17 protein-coding genes are annotated in these 15,731 nt (G+C 41.8%); 3 read left to right on the forward strand and 14 right to left on the reverse strand.

The window, feature by feature from the left end:
- Nucleotides 1-11: 11 nt before the first annotated feature.
- The 6 genes from AC1DO4_RS22245 to AC1DO4_RS22270 all read right to left on the reverse strand — a co-directional run bounded on the left by AC1DO4_RS22245 (nt 12) and on the right by AC1DO4_RS22270 (nt 3,500).
- On the reverse strand, nt 12-677 hold the full coding sequence (locus AC1DO4_RS22245; RefSeq protein ID WP_477419768.1) for a DUF4136 domain-containing protein: 666 nt from the start codon (nt 675-677) through the stop codon (nt 12-14).
- A gap of 64 nt (nt 678-741) precedes the next feature.
- Complete coding sequence (locus AC1DO4_RS22250) at nt 742-1,311, reverse strand: Maf family protein (protein WP_477419769.1); 570 nt, start codon at nt 1,309-1,311, stop codon at nt 742-744.
- A gap of 93 nt (nt 1,312-1,404) precedes the next feature.
- Nucleotides 1,405-1,926: a KdsC family phosphatase gene (locus AC1DO4_RS22255; protein WP_477406939.1), complete on the reverse strand. Its 522-nt coding sequence runs from the start codon at nt 1,924-1,926 to the stop codon at nt 1,405-1,407.
- Nucleotides 1,927-2,036: 110 nt separating this feature from the next.
- Nucleotides 2,037-2,279, reverse strand: a complete 243-nt coding sequence (iscX, locus tag AC1DO4_RS22260; RefSeq protein WP_477406941.1) for a Fe-S cluster assembly protein IscX — start codon at nt 2,277-2,279, stop codon at nt 2,037-2,039.
- A gap of 86 nt (nt 2,280-2,365) precedes the next feature.
- A complete protein-coding gene (locus AC1DO4_RS22265; protein ID WP_477419770.1) occupies nt 2,366-2,698 on the reverse strand; it encodes a 2Fe-2S iron-sulfur cluster-binding protein in 333 nt (110 codons plus the stop codon).
- A gap of 19 nt (nt 2,699-2,717) precedes the next feature.
- A complete protein-coding gene (locus AC1DO4_RS22270; protein WP_477419771.1) occupies nt 2,718-3,500 on the reverse strand; it encodes a Rossmann-like and DUF2520 domain-containing protein in 783 nt (260 codons plus the stop codon).
- An 82-nt stretch (nt 3,501-3,582) separates the two neighbouring features.
- On the opposite strand from AC1DO4_RS22270, the gene AC1DO4_RS22275 reads away from it, so the two are divergent.
- Nucleotides 3,583-4,506 carry an alpha/beta fold hydrolase gene (locus AC1DO4_RS22275; protein WP_477419772.1) on the forward strand — a complete coding sequence of 308 codons (924 nt, stop codon included), beginning with the start codon at nt 3,583-3,585 and terminating at the stop codon, nt 4,504-4,506.
- Between the two features lie 24 nt (nt 4,507-4,530).
- A complete protein-coding gene (locus AC1DO4_RS22280) occupies nt 4,531-5,241 on the forward strand; it encodes a hypothetical protein (protein ID WP_477419773.1) in 711 nt (236 codons plus the stop codon).
- A 70-nt stretch (nt 5,242-5,311) separates the two neighbouring features.
- On the opposite strand, the gene AC1DO4_RS22285 is transcribed toward AC1DO4_RS22280, so the two are convergent.
- From AC1DO4_RS22285 to AC1DO4_RS22300, 4 genes are all read right to left on the reverse strand, one after another.
- The gene (locus AC1DO4_RS22285; RefSeq protein WP_477419774.1) at nt 5,312-6,034 is read right to left on the reverse strand and encodes a phytanoyl-CoA dioxygenase family protein; all 723 of its coding nucleotides are present in this window, start codon (nt 6,032-6,034) and stop codon (nt 5,312-5,314) included.
- An 11-nt stretch (nt 6,035-6,045) separates the two neighbouring features.
- A complete protein-coding gene (gene ccsA, locus AC1DO4_RS22290; RefSeq protein WP_477419775.1) occupies nt 6,046-8,508 on the reverse strand; it encodes a cytochrome c biogenesis protein CcsA in 2,463 nt (820 codons plus the stop codon).
- 10 nt (nt 8,509-8,518) lie between these two features.
- Nucleotides 8,519-8,929, reverse strand: coding sequence for a cytochrome c maturation protein CcmE domain-containing protein (locus AC1DO4_RS22295; protein ID WP_477405003.1), 411 nt, complete (start codon nt 8,927-8,929; stop codon nt 8,519-8,521).
- 156 nt (nt 8,930-9,085) lie between these two features.
- A complete protein-coding gene (locus AC1DO4_RS22300) occupies nt 9,086-9,988 on the reverse strand; it encodes an AraC family transcriptional regulator (RefSeq protein WP_477419776.1) in 903 nt (300 codons plus the stop codon).
- 324 nt (nt 9,989-10,312) lie between these two features.
- Between AC1DO4_RS22300 and AC1DO4_RS22305 the strand changes: the two genes are divergently transcribed.
- Nucleotides 10,313-10,720 carry a DUF6855 family protein gene (locus tag AC1DO4_RS22305; protein WP_477419777.1) on the forward strand — a complete coding sequence of 136 codons (408 nt, stop codon included), beginning with the start codon at nt 10,313-10,315 and terminating at the stop codon, nt 10,718-10,720.
- Here AC1DO4_RS22305 and AC1DO4_RS22310 read toward each other — a convergent pair.
- The 4 genes from AC1DO4_RS22310 to AC1DO4_RS22325 all read right to left on the reverse strand — a co-directional run bounded on the left by AC1DO4_RS22310 (nt 10,717) and on the right by AC1DO4_RS22325 (nt 15,597).
- On the reverse strand, nt 10,717-11,748 hold the full coding sequence (locus tag AC1DO4_RS22310) for a class I fructose-bisphosphate aldolase (RefSeq protein WP_477419778.1): 1,032 nt from the start codon (nt 11,746-11,748) through the stop codon (nt 10,717-10,719). The genes AC1DO4_RS22305 and AC1DO4_RS22310 overlap by 4 nt on opposite strands.
- A gap of 100 nt (nt 11,749-11,848) precedes the next feature.
- Nucleotides 11,849-13,576 carry a CocE/NonD family hydrolase gene (locus AC1DO4_RS22315; RefSeq protein WP_477419779.1) on the reverse strand — a complete coding sequence of 576 codons (1,728 nt, stop codon included), beginning with the start codon at nt 13,574-13,576 and terminating at the stop codon, nt 11,849-11,851.
- A gap of 243 nt (nt 13,577-13,819) precedes the next feature.
- Nucleotides 13,820-14,518: a LytR/AlgR family response regulator transcription factor gene (locus AC1DO4_RS22320; protein WP_477419780.1), complete on the reverse strand. Its 699-nt coding sequence runs from the start codon at nt 14,516-14,518 to the stop codon at nt 13,820-13,822.
- Entirely contained in the window at nt 14,515-15,597 is a 1,083-nt protein-coding gene (locus tag AC1DO4_RS22325) for a sensor histidine kinase (protein WP_477419781.1), read from the reverse strand. Before AC1DO4_RS22325 ends, AC1DO4_RS22320 begins: the two co-directional genes overlap by 4 nt.
- Nucleotides 15,598-15,731: the final 134 nt, after the last annotated feature.

Below are 15,731 nucleotides of genomic sequence, written 5' to 3' on the forward strand. Positions count from 1 at the left end.
ATAAATTTGTATTAAGCTTTTTTAGTATCTAAAACTACGGATGCCTGGCCGGTGTAATTCAGGTTAAGTTGCTGCAAAATACCGCTAACTACCTTAGGTAATTCTTTTAAAGTTGTTTTTGGGTTATGTAATTCGCCAACACCAAAACCACGCCATATCAATTGCCTGGTGTTACGGTCAATAATGTCGATGATCAAAGTACCTTCTTTGTAAGGTACGCGGGCCATAACGCCACCTCCGCCATAATAAGGGTATCCCCAGCCCCAACCGTAGCCAAAGCCACCGTAACCATAAAACGGACGGTACCCCCAGCCAAAGCCGCCCCAGCCCCAGCCGGAGTAAAGTGAGCCATAATAGGCAGGGTAAAATTCATTTTTTACGCCCCGCCCGGTCACTGTAGAATAGCTTACCAGCAAATCCGGATCGGTTTCCTGCAATTTAAGGCCTTTGGCGGTTAATGCCTGGATGGCAGTTTCTTTAACCTTCTCATCGGCAATTTCTTTTTTCACTATACCACCTGCCTTGTTTGGCTGCGCATCTGGCGGAAGCCAGGCAAATGTACGGTAGGCAGAAAGATTTGTTTTGTTTTTTGCTGCGGTGTAATAGTTGTAACTGCTGCAAGCAGATAGGGCAGATATCAGCAACAATACCAGCCCTAAATTAATGGTTGTTTTCATGACAAATTAGCTCTGTTATATTTGAGTATTAGACTTATGAAAAACAAAAGGTTTAATTTAAATATTATTTATTTAAATTAACTAACTGGGCGTATAATTTCTCGGTTGGCAGGCCCACTACATTGGTGTATGAACCATATATTTTTTCGATGCCTATAAGTCCAATCCGCTCCTGGATTCCGTATGAACCGGCTTTGTCAAGAGGGTTATATTCAGCTACGTAACTGCTGATCTCTTCCAAACTCATCTTACGGAAAAACACTTCCGATACATCAAAAAAGCTATTGTATTTATGCTTATATAACAGGCACACCCCGGTAACCACCAAATGCACCTTGCCCGATAGCATTTGCAGCATTTGAATGGCATGTTCGGGCGTTTCGGGTTTACCTAATATCCGGCCATCAACACAAACAATGGTATCGGCAGTAAGCACTACCTCATCCCCTATCGTTTCGTCAAAAGCTTCGGCTTTTTTTCGGGCTATATAAACGGCAACTTCCTGTGGCGTTAAACCATCGGGATATGATTCATCCACGTCTTTCAGTACCACCTCAAACTCCAGGTCCATCAAGCGCAAAAGCTCCTGCCTGCGTGGCGATTTGGATGCGAGAATGATTTTGGGAATATTCATTTGGGATGAAGATTTTATGGACGAAGGATTTTCAGACAAAGGATTTGCGGATGAAGGATTTTCAGACAAAGGATAAAAGACTTTTGACTTAAATCACCAGCTATAAGCTTCCTGGCTCATCCACTTATCCTGTACCTTCAATACTTTTTCAATGATGTCCCTGGCGCAGCCTTTGCCACCGCCATAAGGTGATACATAAGCACTTACTGCTTTTATTTCTTCAACCGCATCGGCAGGACAAACGGGTAAACCGGCAAGTTTCATTACTTCCAGGTCGGGTATATCATCGCCCATGTATAACACATTGGTAGCAATAATAGCCTTCTCTTCCAGGTAAATTTTAAATCGCTGCGATTTGGTATGTGTGCCCATATAAACATCCTGGATCCCCAGGCTGTTTAAACGGTATATAGCACTTTTTGACCTGCTGCCAGATATGGCACAAACATTATAACCGCATTTAACGGCCAACTGCAGGGCATAACCATCCTTTATATTAAAAGCCCTGCTTTGCTCGCCACTCTCGGTCACAAAAACAGAACCATCTGTAAGCACACCATCCACATCAAAAATAAACGTGGTTATATCTTTTAATTTATTTAGAAATGACTCCATTATTTTATTTATGATTTCACCGATTATTGAGGTGAGAGCACCGATTTAAGAATGATCTCTCTTTAAAAACGGCCTAACCACTCACAACTGTCTACTCACCACTTACTAACCTATTGATTATCCCGCCACTCATATACCCAGGCCGATTGGATCTGCTCCAGGTGACCTTCGTTTGATTCGCTCCTTGTGCCGGCAAAGTTGGGCAGGCTTAGCACCCACTCCAATAGTTCGGTAAACCGGATCCGGTATATTTTCGATTCGTCAAAGTCATTACCAAACTTTTCGTAAAGCTCAATAGCAATATCTTCGTAGTCATTCCAGTGAATTGGTAAGGCAAATTTGTTCTCGCTCATTTTTTTTGGTTATATACTTAATTACGCGACACGCTGTGTATGTACGTTGTTTCTATCTTAGTGCTTTCGGGGCCTCAATAAACCTCTTAATGACCAAGGAACTGCGATTGATCCGGCAGGGTAACCTCTATATCGCCATCAACAATTACACACTGGCACCCCAGGCGCGAGTTGATTCGCGGGTCAACGGCCCTGTCAATAAAATCCTCTTCTTTATCAGATATTTCCTGGACGTTGTCCATTCCTTTATTAACGTAAACATGGCAGGTGCTGCATCCGCAAACGCCGCCACAATTATGCTGTAGTTCGATGCCATTCTCCAGGCACACGTCTAATACAGATTCTCCCTCGGCTATTGGCAGTTCAATTGTATTGTGCCCATTCTCCTCGAAGTTTATCTTTACTTTAAAAATGTTCATTTAGGCAAAAGTAACAAAATTACTTATCCCCGTGCCCTCCATTATTGTTTTTGATAATACCCTGACTTAGCAATGTATATATCTGTTGCAATTGGGGCTGGTCGGCAAGCATTTCCAGGTGCTTATTCATGGTTATTTGATCATTACGCACCGCCGGACCGGTTTGCACTCCAGCAGGTGATTGTAGCTGCACCTTTTGGGCGGTTTCCAGTATCAGTGGCCTTAGTAAATTAAAGTCCATTTCATGGTCAGTTAGCAGTTGCCTTGACACCTCGTATAAATAATTAGGAAAATTGCATGCAAACACAGCTGCCAGGTGCAATATTTTACGCCCCGCCGAGTTAACGCAATAAATATTATTGCTTACTGTTGCTGCAAGCTGCTCTAAATCAGCATAAATCCTTTCGTTTGCCGCTTCAATACATAGTGGAACAGTTGCAAAATCAACTTCGCGGGTTTTGCTAAAGGTTTGGAGGGGATAAAGCACTCCGGCTTTATCGGTAAAAGTCAATAATACATCCAGGTTTGTTGAGCCAGAGGTGTGCACTATTAGTTTTTGATATTTGGCCAGCGCTTCGCTAACCCGGGCAATGGCATCATCTTTAACAGCGATAATAAATATATCTGTATTGGGGTCAATATCGCTGATTGCATTTATGGCAGTAGCGCCTACATGATAAGCTAATAACGCCGCATTGAGCATGTTTGGGCTATAAACCTGTACTATACGATGACCGGCATTTTTAAAAGCAGCCGCCATGTGTGTTGCCACATTGCCCGATCCGATTAATGTTATGCGCATATTAATTTTACAATTTATACTCTAAACAGTTTAAAACCAATTAAATATTTGTGTATTTTAGTAAACATCATCTAAATACGCTATGAAAATACTTAAAGTAAGTATAATAATTATAATATTCCTGGTTGGCGCAGCCTCTTTGATATTATATTGTTTTTATGAATATAACAATAAAGAGAAAAAAATATTAACCGATACCGACCGTAAAAATATTGCAGGCAACTTTATCAAATTAAGCCAGGGCATTACCCATTACGAACTTAAAGGCCCCCAAAATGGCGAAGTAATTATACTTGTTCATGGCTTTAGTGTTCCGTATTATATATGGGATGGCACATATGAATATCTTATTAATAAAGGATATAAAGTATTAAGATATGACACCTATGGCAGGGGCTACTCTGACAGGCCCGACGTTGTTTATGATAAAGAACTATACGACAACCAGCTACTCGAACTTATTAAACAGTTAAAACTGCAGGGCAAAGTTAATTTAGCAGGTGTATCTTTCGGTGGCAAAATTGTAACCAACTTTGCCTGCAAGCATCCCGATCTGATAAACAAAGTTATACTTATTGATCCGGCATACGAAAACAAAAAGCCAAATGCGCCTAAATATATAACCATGTATAACGAAGCTGTAAACTCTGATGAGCGTGCCAGGGGTCAGGTTACAGATTTTAAATACCCAAAGCTACACCCGGGATGGGAAAAACTTTATCTGCCGCAAATGAAATACAAAGGCTTCAGAAATGCGCTGGTATCAACCCTGTATGATTACAACGAAAGTGGCCGCGAAAGTAATATCTGCCTCAACGGCGCCAATAAACCAGTATTACTAATATGGGGCAAGGATGATAAAACTGTCCCTTTTCGTTTCAGCGATTCTATTCGCAGTGTGCTAAAGGTTGATTTTTTCCCGGTTACCGATGCCGCGCATTTGCCATACCTGGAAAAACCTGATTTAGTTAATGCTAAAATATTATCGTTTCTGAAACAGGGGTAATTTAATTTTAGGTAACTTAATCAAATGAAACCTATACTATTGTTTTGTTTGTTTTTGTTGATGACCGTTAGCTGTTATGCAGATAAAGGCAATACTCAAATCTCCACCGATACAGTCACTCACCATAAGAAAATAAAAAAACAAAAAGCTTTTACCTTTGAGGAATTTGAGAGGTTAAGGAAACTATGGAAACCATCTTACGATTATTGTACTTTTACCAGTCGATATACAATTAAACAACGTTTAAAAAAGTATCCTTTTTCAAAGGCCGTCAAAATACTGGCTATCTCGTATCCTGCACTTGATGTACCGAATGAAGAGGTAATTATTGATGGTGACTCGCTAAAACATATTGTACCTCCACACAATATAGGATTGCATGTTATAAAGGACAGTTTAGATTTTTGCAATTTGCTTGAAGTGAAAATATTGGATCAAATCCAGATCAATCGTCTAACAAATATTATCTATAATACTGATTTCAAAAAAAAAATGGGGTTCAGCCAGACTGGCGGAGCCTCTTGCTATGAACCGCGCAATGCCTTTATATTTTTTGATAGGCAAGGCAAAGTTTATGACTACCTGGAGATCTGCTTTGGGTGCCAGCATTATTCCTCTAAATCTGATAAATTAGATATTGGTCAGCTTTGTACCCAAAAATATGAAATACTAAGGAGGTACTTTAAAAGCATGGGAATAAATTACGGTACTAAATGGCACATGGGTGAAGATTAATTAACAAAGAAAAACTGATTTACGCTTCCAGCTGTCCTTCCAGATTGCGTATTTCAACTGCTATGCTAAATTATACTACCTTCTTCTCACCCCAATCCAATCCTTCAGCCAACTCAGCCCTACTAAATTCAATGTGTACCACCCGCCGCTTTTTATTATTGGTGGTTCGGTTTGATGCGTGAAACAACAACGGCCGCATGAACATCAGGCCGCCTGCTTTTACATTACAGGTAAGCTCTGTTTCGGCCTGCCAGTCAATAGTTTCAAGTCGATAGATACCTTTCTTATGCGATCCGGGGATCACCTTTAATGCGCCGTTATCCTGATCAGTATCATCCAGATGAATCCGGATAGTGAAATTGTTTTGGAGAATATCTAATGGTGGCTGCACGCCAAACTGGTTTTGCTTAATTGTCCAGGGACTATAACCAGAGATCTCCGCCTTTTTATCAACAACAATGGTCAGATCCTGGTGCCAGGCTACAAACCAGTTACTTGCTTCCGGCTTATCAAAGTAAATGGATTTTACAACAAAGTAACTCTTATCAAACAGCGCATGAATAAGCGTTTTTAAATTGCTGTTAAAAATTAAAGGAACCACCTGTGGTAATTCCTTTAAAAATTGCCTTATGGCAAACAGGTCTTCGGTTTTGCGAAATGCCGGGTTTGATTGATCGGCAGATGCTATAACATCAAGAATACCCCTAACTTCAGCATCGCTGTAAACATTATTTATTGTGGTAAACCCATCATTCAATATGTTTTTATGATGTGATATTAAACGGTTATCCATCCAATAAACACTTAAACGGTCTTTAGTTCCTTGTTTCTGCGAAGTATTGATAGGAAGAACCCTATTACCATAATGATAGTACCGGCCCAAAAGAAGTTGATATATGGAAACTGGATAGCTTTCATCACCACAAATTTCTTCTTGCTTTCCGGCTGTTGAAAAACCATTATCTCTACCTTTTTAGTCTCTGGTATCACCTTGCTGAAACGCAGTTTTAAACCGGCATCATCAACCTTACGGGCAAAATCAAATACGTTACCATTTTTGATCATGTACACCGGCCTCGCGCTATACTTATTACCATTTGATACTACTTCTAGGTCGGCGCCAATGGCTACGTCGCTATCTGTAAGCGGGATATTTTGCACCTTGGTCTCCTTGTTTAAGGCTTTTAGTACAATATATCCGTCGCGGTATTTAATAGTATCACCAGGTGCAACCTCATGTGCTACAGGGGCATCGTAGTTCTTGTCATCGTTATCGGCATCATGAGCAGCATCAGCGTTCTCACTCCCTCCTTCGGTTGCGGTAATGGCATTAGTCATGGTAATGTGCGTATACAAATCATGCAGCAAATAGTGCCTGGTATCCGGCGACGAAGCCAGCTGACCTTTATTTACCTGTACTTTCGGTTTCAGTGTAAACTCATCGGTTACTTTGCCGCCGGCATCTACCTTTTTATAATTGATCTTAAAAAAGTGATTGGGCGATGATATAGAGTCGCCAACATAAGTTACCATATAATCGCCCATTTTTAGAGGCTGGTTACGATATACTGTTATATTTTCGCGTGGGTTTTGTTCTTTGGCAAAATCCTGGGAAAACCCTTCGCCGGTGTTGTTTATTGAAATTACCGAGCTGGTACCTGCCGATATAAGCGCGCCTATCATCAGCAAACCAAAACCGATGTGCGCAACCGCAGACCCGGCCAGTTTAAACTTGCCCTTAAAGGCATCTGCCAGTACTTTGGCATTGGCTATTACCGAATATACCGAGCCGCACATTACCAACACAAACACTATATTAAGTTTGTATACGCCCGTAGCATAAACAATAAGCGCTGTTACCAAAGCTGCAAACAACAGGTAAATGCCTGTGGTGATAAAAAACCTGGTAACATCAGTCTTTTTATATTTTAAAAACTGGGTAAAGCCGGTTAGTAGAGTTATTACCAATACAAACGACGATTGGATAACATTATAATGCTTAACAATATCTGATGGCGGGGCTATTTTGGTTTTAAACATAGCGTTCCAAACAGGCACAGAGGTTACTACCAGTAAGTGAAAGCACGAAAGGCTCAAAAATACAGCGCCCACAAACATCCAGAATTCGCGGCTGTAGGTTTCTTCGTCCTTTTTGGTGATAGGTAATTCCTTCCATCTGCGTACCAGCAATACTACCGATAATGCCAGGAACAACATAATGCCTATAACCAGCTGCCAAAACATACCCAGGTCGGTAAAAGAGTGTACGGATGTATCGCCCAAAATACCGCTGCGGTTAAGGAACGATGAGTACCATACCAGCACAAAGCTTATCAACACCAAAAAGGTAGCTGTAAAGTATGAATGACCTGTGTTTTTATAAACAACAAGCACGTGAACCGCTGCCACCAGGGTTATCCAGGGAAAAATAGAAGCATTCTCTACCGGGTCCCATGCCCAGAAACCACCAAAATTAAGCGATTCATAAGCCCAGAACGAGCCCATTACCACACCGGTACCCAATATCATACAGGCAAACAGCGCGTAAGGTATAGCAGGTTGCACCCAATCTTTATACTTTTTTTGCCAAAGCCCTGCAATCGCGTAAGCAAAAGGCACCACCATTGATGCAAAGCCCAGGAACAGTGTTGGCGGGTGAATAATCATCCAGTAATTTTGCAGTGATGGCACCATGCCCTGCCCGTCTTTTATAAACTCAAGGTAATTGGGGTTCGAGAAGATGGGCGCTTCCATTGATTGCCTTAATAACAGGAATGGCGAGCTGCCTATTCGCTGGCCCAATACTTCAACACCTAAAACCATGGTGGCCAGCATTACCTGTGACAGGGCTACAACTGTCATCACCGGGCGCTCCCATGATTTGGCCCTGAAGATGAGTACAATACCTAAAACCGATTGCCAGAACAACCATAGCAAAAAGCCCCCCTCCTGTCCGTTCCAAAAGGCTGATATGATGTAATAAATAGGCAATGAACGCGAGGTATAAGCCCAGGCGTAATGGTATTCGAAATAATGTTTGTAAATAAGGTAAAACAGGCAGGTGCCTATACCCAATATAGCGGCTGTATTAACAAAAAAGCCTATGCGGCCCAGTTTTTGCCAAATACTATCCTGTTTCCCTGCATCTTCGGTAGTGGCAAAGTAATAACTGATACAAGATAAAAGAGCGGCTCCGAAAGAAAGAACGATAAAAAACTGACCTATCTGGCCCGGTAAAAGGTGTTCACCTTTAAAAACTGTATCCATCAAAATGGTTTTATATACTGGCCTGTTTGGCCTTAACTTCTGTAACTTCTATTTTATCCTGGGTGTATTTTGATGGGCATTTCATCAGGATCTTGGATGCATGAAACTCGTTGCCAACCATAGCGCCGGTAAGCACCAGTTGTTCGCTCCGTTCAAAATCCTCTGGCTTGGTACCTGTAAAAATAACCTTACGTTCCTCGCCCTTATTATCCTTCATGTAAAACGAAAAGTAATTGGCATCCTTAGTGGCATCATAAAACAACTCTTTTGATTTATTAAGGTGCCCTACAATATGTAATTCGCTGTTGGTTTTTGAGGCATCGCCAAAAGAACCATAAGTACTTGAGTTGGAGTATACACTAATGATAACCGCTATAGCGATAGCTATAACAATAAGGCCAAAAATTGAACTTTTTTTCATTTGCGGTTTATATAAAATTAATAGAAATGCAAAAATACAAAACGTATAGCTAATAATGTTTATTACAAGTGATATGTTTTATTTAGAACCATTCTTAACAATAGCGCAAAAATCCAGGTAAAAACTAATGAATATGCCGGGAGGCTATTAGTACAATCAACCTGCATTTTTAACATTTAACCGGTATTGTTCCGGCGATGAGCCGATGTATTTTTTAAATATCCGCGAAAAGTAATATGGATCTTCATAACCCAGACCGGTAGCTATATCCCTTATCTTATCGCCATTTGTATACAACAACTGGCAGGCCTTTTGCATTTTTATATGGATAAAGTAATCTATAGGCGGCATTCCGGTAGCCTTACGAAAGAGGTTTGAAAAGTGCGATACTGATAAACTATGACTTTGGGCCATTTCTTCCACCGAAAGTTTTTTGCCGATATTGCTGCGCATACGGTGAATAGTTTTGGTAATAACATCCCCTCCATCGTCTGTTTTATTTTTAACCTGGCGATGCTGAAACAGAAACGTAGCAATAAAATGGTAAAGACAAAAGTTGGCATTACACAGGCTTTCAATATTATAGCCCATTTCAAGTGTTTTGTATATACATTCCCAAATTTCTAAAGCTTTCTCGTTAAAAGGTATCAACAAAGGCCCGTTTGATATGCCCAGCTTAAGGGCCCGGTTAAAAGCATCAATACCAGCTCCCGTGTAATGAACCCAGTAAATAGTCCATGGATCATCATTATCTGCCCAATAGCGCATGTACTTATCTGTAGCCGGGATAATGACGAACTGGTTGCAACTTACCTCATACCGCTTATCGCCCAGTATATAATGCCCCTTCCCCTGCAGGCAATAAATAAGTATATTATCTTCACATCCTTTCCGGCGTTCTCGGTAATGAAAACTTGCTTTTGGGAAATATCCTATCTGGGTAATGTAAACCGGAAAAAGTTCCGGCTCTTTATTTTTAGCCTCTTCCAATATTTTCAAAGGAACGTTTATCAGTTTTTCACCAATAAAACCGTCCCGTCTTTTATAGCCGCTACTCATAAAATTATAATTGGTTTGCAGTTGAATAATACATATAAACAAACGTATTGCAGCTTTTATGCACTGCTATATTAGATAAAGAAATTGGCAAATACAATCATTTACAAAGGATTGCACATGGCACATATCATTATGCCAAAATCACATATCTTTTAATTATAATTCAAATGAATAGTCCATCAACTGGTGTTTTAAGTGTTAAAACAACACCGTAATTCTCTTAATAAATTAGTTTGCGCTTAAAGGAATCTATTATTTAACTTAAGTATATTTATAGCATCAGGTTGCTGAGTTAACCGGTAAAAAACCTTAAACAATAAAAAAATGAAAGATAAGATAGGTACTAAAGAAAACCCGTTGGCTTTAAAAACACCACCCTTATCATCAGACTATACCATGCATGCCGATGTAAAAGATGGTAAAGAAATTTTGGTATGCACCGTTGGCAAAACAGTTTTGCATTATGATTACCGCTGCCTCACCGATTTGCATGCGATGTTAAAAGCTCATGGCGACTGGATGGAACTTGGCAGCGCCGATGAGCAAAAGCCAGCCAAAGAAGGTACAGTGGAAGCATGGGGCCGTTCAGAATCAAACCCGGTTGGCGGCTGGTATGGGTTAAAAAAAGGCCTGCGCGGACGTTTCGGCATGTACATACCTCCTCTTATGGAAGCCTTAGGGCTTGCAGAGGTTACGCACGAGCCAAAAGGCAACAAAATGAGGGCGGTTTAGGATTGACCGGTTGTTTCCATTTCCGCAGTGTATTCACCCATTTTAGCGGCGCTGTTACAAGCCGCCCTATGGAGCAAGGCCTGCTGGGCCGCCGTAATATTTTCATCCTTGCCCCGCCACAACTCCAGCGCGGGTTGCTGTATCGCTCTTGAAAATGAAAAGGTAAGCACCCAGGGCATAATCTCACCAAAATGGGTGTGCATCCTGTTCAAACGCTCTGAAGCTAATTGCGCCGACTGACCGCCAGACAAAAAAGCGATGCCAGGCACGGTGGCAGGTACGGTTCTTAAAAAACATTTCATGGTAGCTTCGGCAACGTCATCAACAGTTGGTTTTTCGGGGCTATCTTCACCGGGCAGTATCATGTTTGGTTTCAGGATCATGCCTTCCAGGTCTACCCGCTGCTGGTACAACGCATTAAAAACGGCATGCAGCACTTCGGTTGTTACAGCGGCACATTGCGCTAATGAATGGTTGCCATTCATCACCACCTCCGGCTCAACAATGGGCACCAAACCGGTTTCCTGGCAAAGAATAGCATAACGTGCCAACGTATAGGCGTTGGCCTTTATACATGCCGAAGAAGGGATATCATTCCCTATGGTAATAACTGCCCGCCATTTAGCAAAACGGGCTCCCATATCGTAATAAGCTTTTAACCGCCCGTTCAGGCCATCCAGGCCCTCGGCTATTTTTTCTCCGGGAAAACCCGCCATTGGTATAGTCCCCTCATCTACCTTTATACCCGGAATTATTCCATTCCGTTTTAAAATATCAATAAACAGGGTACCATCAGTGGTGCTTTGCTTAATGGTTTCATCAAATAGGATTGCCCCGCTAATGTACTCGCCCAAACCGGGAGTGTTAACTATAAGATCGCGATATTTACGCCGATATTCTTCGGTTTGGGGTATTCCTAATTCCGCAAAGCGCTTATTGCAGGTGGGTGTGCTTTCATCCATCGCCAGCAGACCTTTATTATCTGCCATTAATCGTTGTGCGATGCTTTTTAATATTGAATTGTCCATATCCATATATATACGTTGTGTTAAGTAGGTATATACATGAACACGCGTGGGCAATGGTTGTTTGATGATATTATAAAAGACAGCTATTTTCCCACTCCGGTCATTTGGATACCGGCACCTCAATATAGCTGCTGTTATACCACTTCACTTTTAAAGGTATTTTGGCATCAGCAATGCTTTCAGTACTTACATCCTTCCCGGTACCATAATTTACCTGGCAAAAGCGATTTTTATTTACGTTGATAACTACCAGCAGACGGCTACCCCGGCTCAATTGCCTGCTTACCACCTTGGTATTTGAAAACGGAATGGCTGTTATCTTCCCGGGCTGCAATAACCTGCGATGATTGATCTCCCAGGCGTAACTGGCACGGCCCACAAAATAGCTGAGTTCAAAATATTCACCGTTGGGCATAACTTCATAAAGCACCACGCTGTAATCAAAATCCTTTTTGTTAATCGCAGCAGTGAGCTGACCTATGAATGCCCCGTTAACAATGAGCGGTTGTTTTAAACTATCGCTCATGAAAGTAAAGCCGTTGCTGTAAATATCCTTCTGGATAATGGGGTACGGATAGGCAAAACTGTTCATGGTGGTACGGTCGGCTAAATCAACCTCCTGCTCAAGGTATGCCAAACCGGCAGGTTTTTGTGCCGAAAGTTTAAACTGATCATCCTTTTTAACATTGCTAAGGTATAATTTCAGCATGCTATGGTGCATTTTTTCGAGCGATGGCGCATGATCCCAGCGATTGGCGCCCATTACCTCGTAATTAATGCGATCTTTTAATATGGCCGGCTTTTTTCCGTGTTTCATAATGTAATCAAACCATTGAAAAGTGATCTCTTTTGTATTAATGAGCGCTACCGGATCAACCTTATAATCACGCAGATTGGCTTCCCCGCCCCTTTGCGCGCCAAAATGATCATACGGACCCAACACCAAATAATAATCGGCATTAGGGTTATATTTAGCCAGTTGCCGCAGGTAGTACAAGCCCGATGTTTGCCCATCATCATAATAACCATCAAAAGCCAGCACCGGGATATTGATCTTAGCATATTCTTTTCCATACGGGATCATAGATTGCCAATATTTATCAAAACCGGGGTGCCGTAGCCAGCGTTGCAGCCATTTATTGGGCGCATGGTCAACACTATCAATCTTACGATATGATGCACCGCTTTTATACCAGTTGTCATTTAAATCCCGCCAGCGCTGCTGATTGTTATAGGTAGCTGTATCCAAATATTTGTTATTGGTTACGTAAAATGCCCAGCCGTAATTGGCGTTCAGGAACACATTATTTTCCATCGGGAGGCCCATCCCAGGTATAGCCGAAACATAGGGTACAATAGTTTTAAGCGCAGGGTGAACCTTGTACTTTAAACCGGCCCATTGCGCAAAGCCAGAATAACTGCCGCCATACATACCAACCTTTCCATTGCTCCAAGGCTGTTTGCTTACCCATTCTATCACCTCATAAACATCTTCGGCATCATGCTCATAGGGGGCCACTTCTTCGGGGCTAAGGCGCTTACCACGTACGTCGGCCACTACGCCCACATAACCATGATCGGCAGCATATTTGGCTTCGGCCAGGCTTCTTTTAACATCCGAATAAATGAACACAAACAAAGCTGCAGGCTGCGGACCGGCCACATCGCGCTTGCGGACAGCCACCGCCGAGAGCATATGCCCCTGTGGCGTTTTAATGAACACACTATCATTAATGATATACCGTTCCGCATCAGTTTGCGGTACATTTTGGGCAAAAAGAGTTACACCCCGGCTTATAATAGCCAGCAACAGCAATATTTTTTTCATAATGTTTTTTTTAGCTAAAAGCCGAAGGCTTAAAGCAGAAAGCATATGAATTTACTTTCATGCCGCCCGGCATTCTTATGTTGATTATTTATTTAATTTATGCACGTACAAAGTTTTCCGCCTTATGCTTTCTGCTTTCCGCCTTATGCTTTCTGCTTTCCGCCTTATGCTTTCTGCTTTCCGCCTTATGCTTTCAGCTTTCAGCCTTATGCTTTCTGCTTTCAGCCTTATGCTTTCGGCTTTTTAAAGTCCGTTTAAGGTTTTAAATTTTACCGATTGCCTGTCGGATACTTCCAGCAACTGGCCTGTTTTTAAACTGATATTTAATTTACCGCCCGCTAAGCGGTGAATTTGACCAATAAATGCCTTGTTTACCATCTGTGCACGGTTTATCCTGAAGAACACCGCCGGGTCCAGCTTTTCTTCCAATTGATTGAGCGAGCGTTTCAGGAAAGCCTTGTTATTGCCAAAATGCAATACCGCGTAATTATCCATCGATTCGATAAGGTAAATATCCGCCGGATTAACAAAGTAACACTTATTGCCATCCTTAATAAAGATCTGCCGATTGGCCGGCGATACGCTTAGCTTATCCTTTACCTTTTGCATAGCCTTTGCAAAACGCTCATCTCGGATTGGTTTTACAAGGTAATCAAGCGCGTTTGCCTCAAAAGCTTTAACCGCGTATTGATCAAAGGCAGTTGTAAAAATAACTTCGGGCACATCCGAAAGCATTTCCAGCAGGTCGAAGCCAGATCTTCCGGGCATTTGTACATCCAGGAATATCAGCTGGGGGTTGTACTTTTCTATAAGATGCTTTGCTTCATCAGCATTCCCGGCTTCGTCCAAAACTGCTACATCTGGGTAGCCCATCAGCATCAGTTTAATTTCATCCCGCGCCAGACGCTCATCATCCACTATAATCACGCTTATCTTTTTCATGATATGGGGTTTATGATGGTTGCTAAAACTTTATCACCCGGTAATTCTGTTAAACTAAGCGATGCTTTGTTTGCATATTGAAGCAATAGCCGTTCCTTAAGGTTTTTTAAACCAAGTCCGTTTGTCTCCTCAGCATTGTTTATTCTGCCAGGGCTCCGGACGCTTATGCTGATACAATCCTCCCGCTTTTTAATGGCAATAATGATCTGGCCGCCTTCTTTTTGCTGCGCGATACCGTGCTTAATGGCATTCTCCACCAAAGTTTGGATGCTTAAGGGAAGTATTAAACAAGTATCCGGTAGTTCGTCAATAGTAATTGTGAATTGCAAACGGTCTTCAAAGCGCATCTTTTCCAGTTCAAGGTAATCGTTCACCAAACTCATTTCATCATGTAAAGAGATAAGTCCTGTATTACGCCCATACAGCGAGTTTCGTAATAGATCTGATAGCAGGTCGATTGCTCTGCGGGCTTTTACAGGATTGATACTGATGAGCGCCTTAACACTGTTGAGCGAGTTAAAAAAGAAATGCGGGTTAAGCTGGGCCGCTAATTGCTGCAATTGTGCTTCGCGGGCCACTACCTGGAGGCGTGAATATTCCTTTGCCGTATCTATCTCCATTACAGCATAGTGATAAAGGTGAAAAGCCAGCACCCAGATTGCCATCAACCTGATACCGGTTGCCGAAACGATAAGGTAATTCTGCCTTAAAAATCCGCCAAACGTCGAACTAAAATTGTAGCTAAAATAATAACGGAGCACATACAATTTAATCATCACGAGCAGCATATATACCAGTCCCATAGCCAACACAGCAGGGATAAGTCTTACCGGCATACTTTTTAACTTTAACCAAATCCAATTAAGCTTATGAGCAAACAGGTAATAAGCATGCGTAACTGCTATGCCAATAGCAATATCAAATACAAAGTGAAGCAGCGCCAGCCGATAACTAAAGCCGCCGGGAAACGGACTATTCTGAACCTGCATCCAGGCAGAAAACGCCCAGAACAGCCCGGCCAGCGACCAGCCAAGTATTTGACATTGCCAGTAAAGCGATATGTTTTTTTTCTGTTTCAAGTTTATTGATCTGCCTGGTTAACAAAACAAACCAACAAAATCTAATTGGTAATATAAAGAGAAAATACAGGAGCGCGGAGATTTAGGGATGAGCGGGAATAATTATCCTATAAAAAGTTAACCGGGATGATCAT

This window comes from Mucilaginibacter sp. P5_A6, from assembly GCF_056400585.1.

Bases quoted from the DNA above. Each gene is read 5' to 3' on its own strand.
- AC1DO4_RS22245 (WP_477419768.1), bottom strand. From the start codon at position 677: ATGAAAACAACCATTAATTTAGGGCTGGTATTGTTGCTGATATCTGCC.
- AC1DO4_RS22250 (WP_477419769.1), bottom strand. From the start codon at position 1,311: ATGAATATTCCCAAAATCATTCTCGCATCCAAATCGCCACGCAGGCAG.
- AC1DO4_RS22255 (WP_477406939.1), bottom strand. From the start codon at position 1,926: ATGGAGTCATTTCTAAATAAATTAAAAGATATAACCACGTTTATTTTT.
- iscX (WP_477406941.1), bottom strand. From the start codon at position 2,279: ATGAGCGAGAACAAATTTGCCTTACCAATTCACTGGAATGACTACGAA.
- AC1DO4_RS22265 (WP_477419770.1), bottom strand. From the start codon at position 2,698: ATGAACATTTTTAAAGTAAAGATAAACTTCGAGGAGAATGGGCACAAT.
- AC1DO4_RS22270 (WP_477419771.1), bottom strand. From the start codon at position 3,500: ATGCGCATAACATTAATCGGATCGGGCAATGTGGCAACACACATGGCG.
- AC1DO4_RS22275 (WP_477419772.1), top strand. From the start codon at position 3,583: ATGAAAATACTTAAAGTAAGTATAATAATTATAATATTCCTGGTTGGC.
- AC1DO4_RS22280 (WP_477419773.1), top strand. From the start codon at position 4,531: ATGAAACCTATACTATTGTTTTGTTTGTTTTTGTTGATGACCGTTAGC.
- AC1DO4_RS22285 (WP_477419774.1), bottom strand. From the start codon at position 6,034: ATGGATAACCGTTTAATATCACATCATAAAAACATATTGAATGATGGG.
- ccsA (WP_477419775.1), bottom strand. From the start codon at position 8,508: ATGGATACAGTTTTTAAAGGTGAACACCTTTTACCGGGCCAGATAGGT.
- AC1DO4_RS22295 (WP_477405003.1), bottom strand. From the start codon at position 8,929: ATGAAAAAAAGTTCAATTTTTGGCCTTATTGTTATAGCTATCGCTATA.
- AC1DO4_RS22300 (WP_477419776.1), bottom strand. From the start codon at position 9,988: ATGAGTAGCGGCTATAAAAGACGGGACGGTTTTATTGGTGAAAAACTG.
- AC1DO4_RS22305 (WP_477419777.1), top strand. From the start codon at position 10,313: ATGAAAGATAAGATAGGTACTAAAGAAAACCCGTTGGCTTTAAAAACA.
- AC1DO4_RS22310 (WP_477419778.1), bottom strand. From the start codon at position 11,748: ATGGACAATTCAATATTAAAAAGCATCGCACAACGATTAATGGCAGAT.
- AC1DO4_RS22315 (WP_477419779.1), bottom strand. From the start codon at position 13,576: ATGAAAAAAATATTGCTGTTGCTGGCTATTATAAGCCGGGGTGTAACT.
- AC1DO4_RS22320 (WP_477419780.1), bottom strand. From the start codon at position 14,518: ATGAAAAAGATAAGCGTGATTATAGTGGATGATGAGCGTCTGGCGCGG.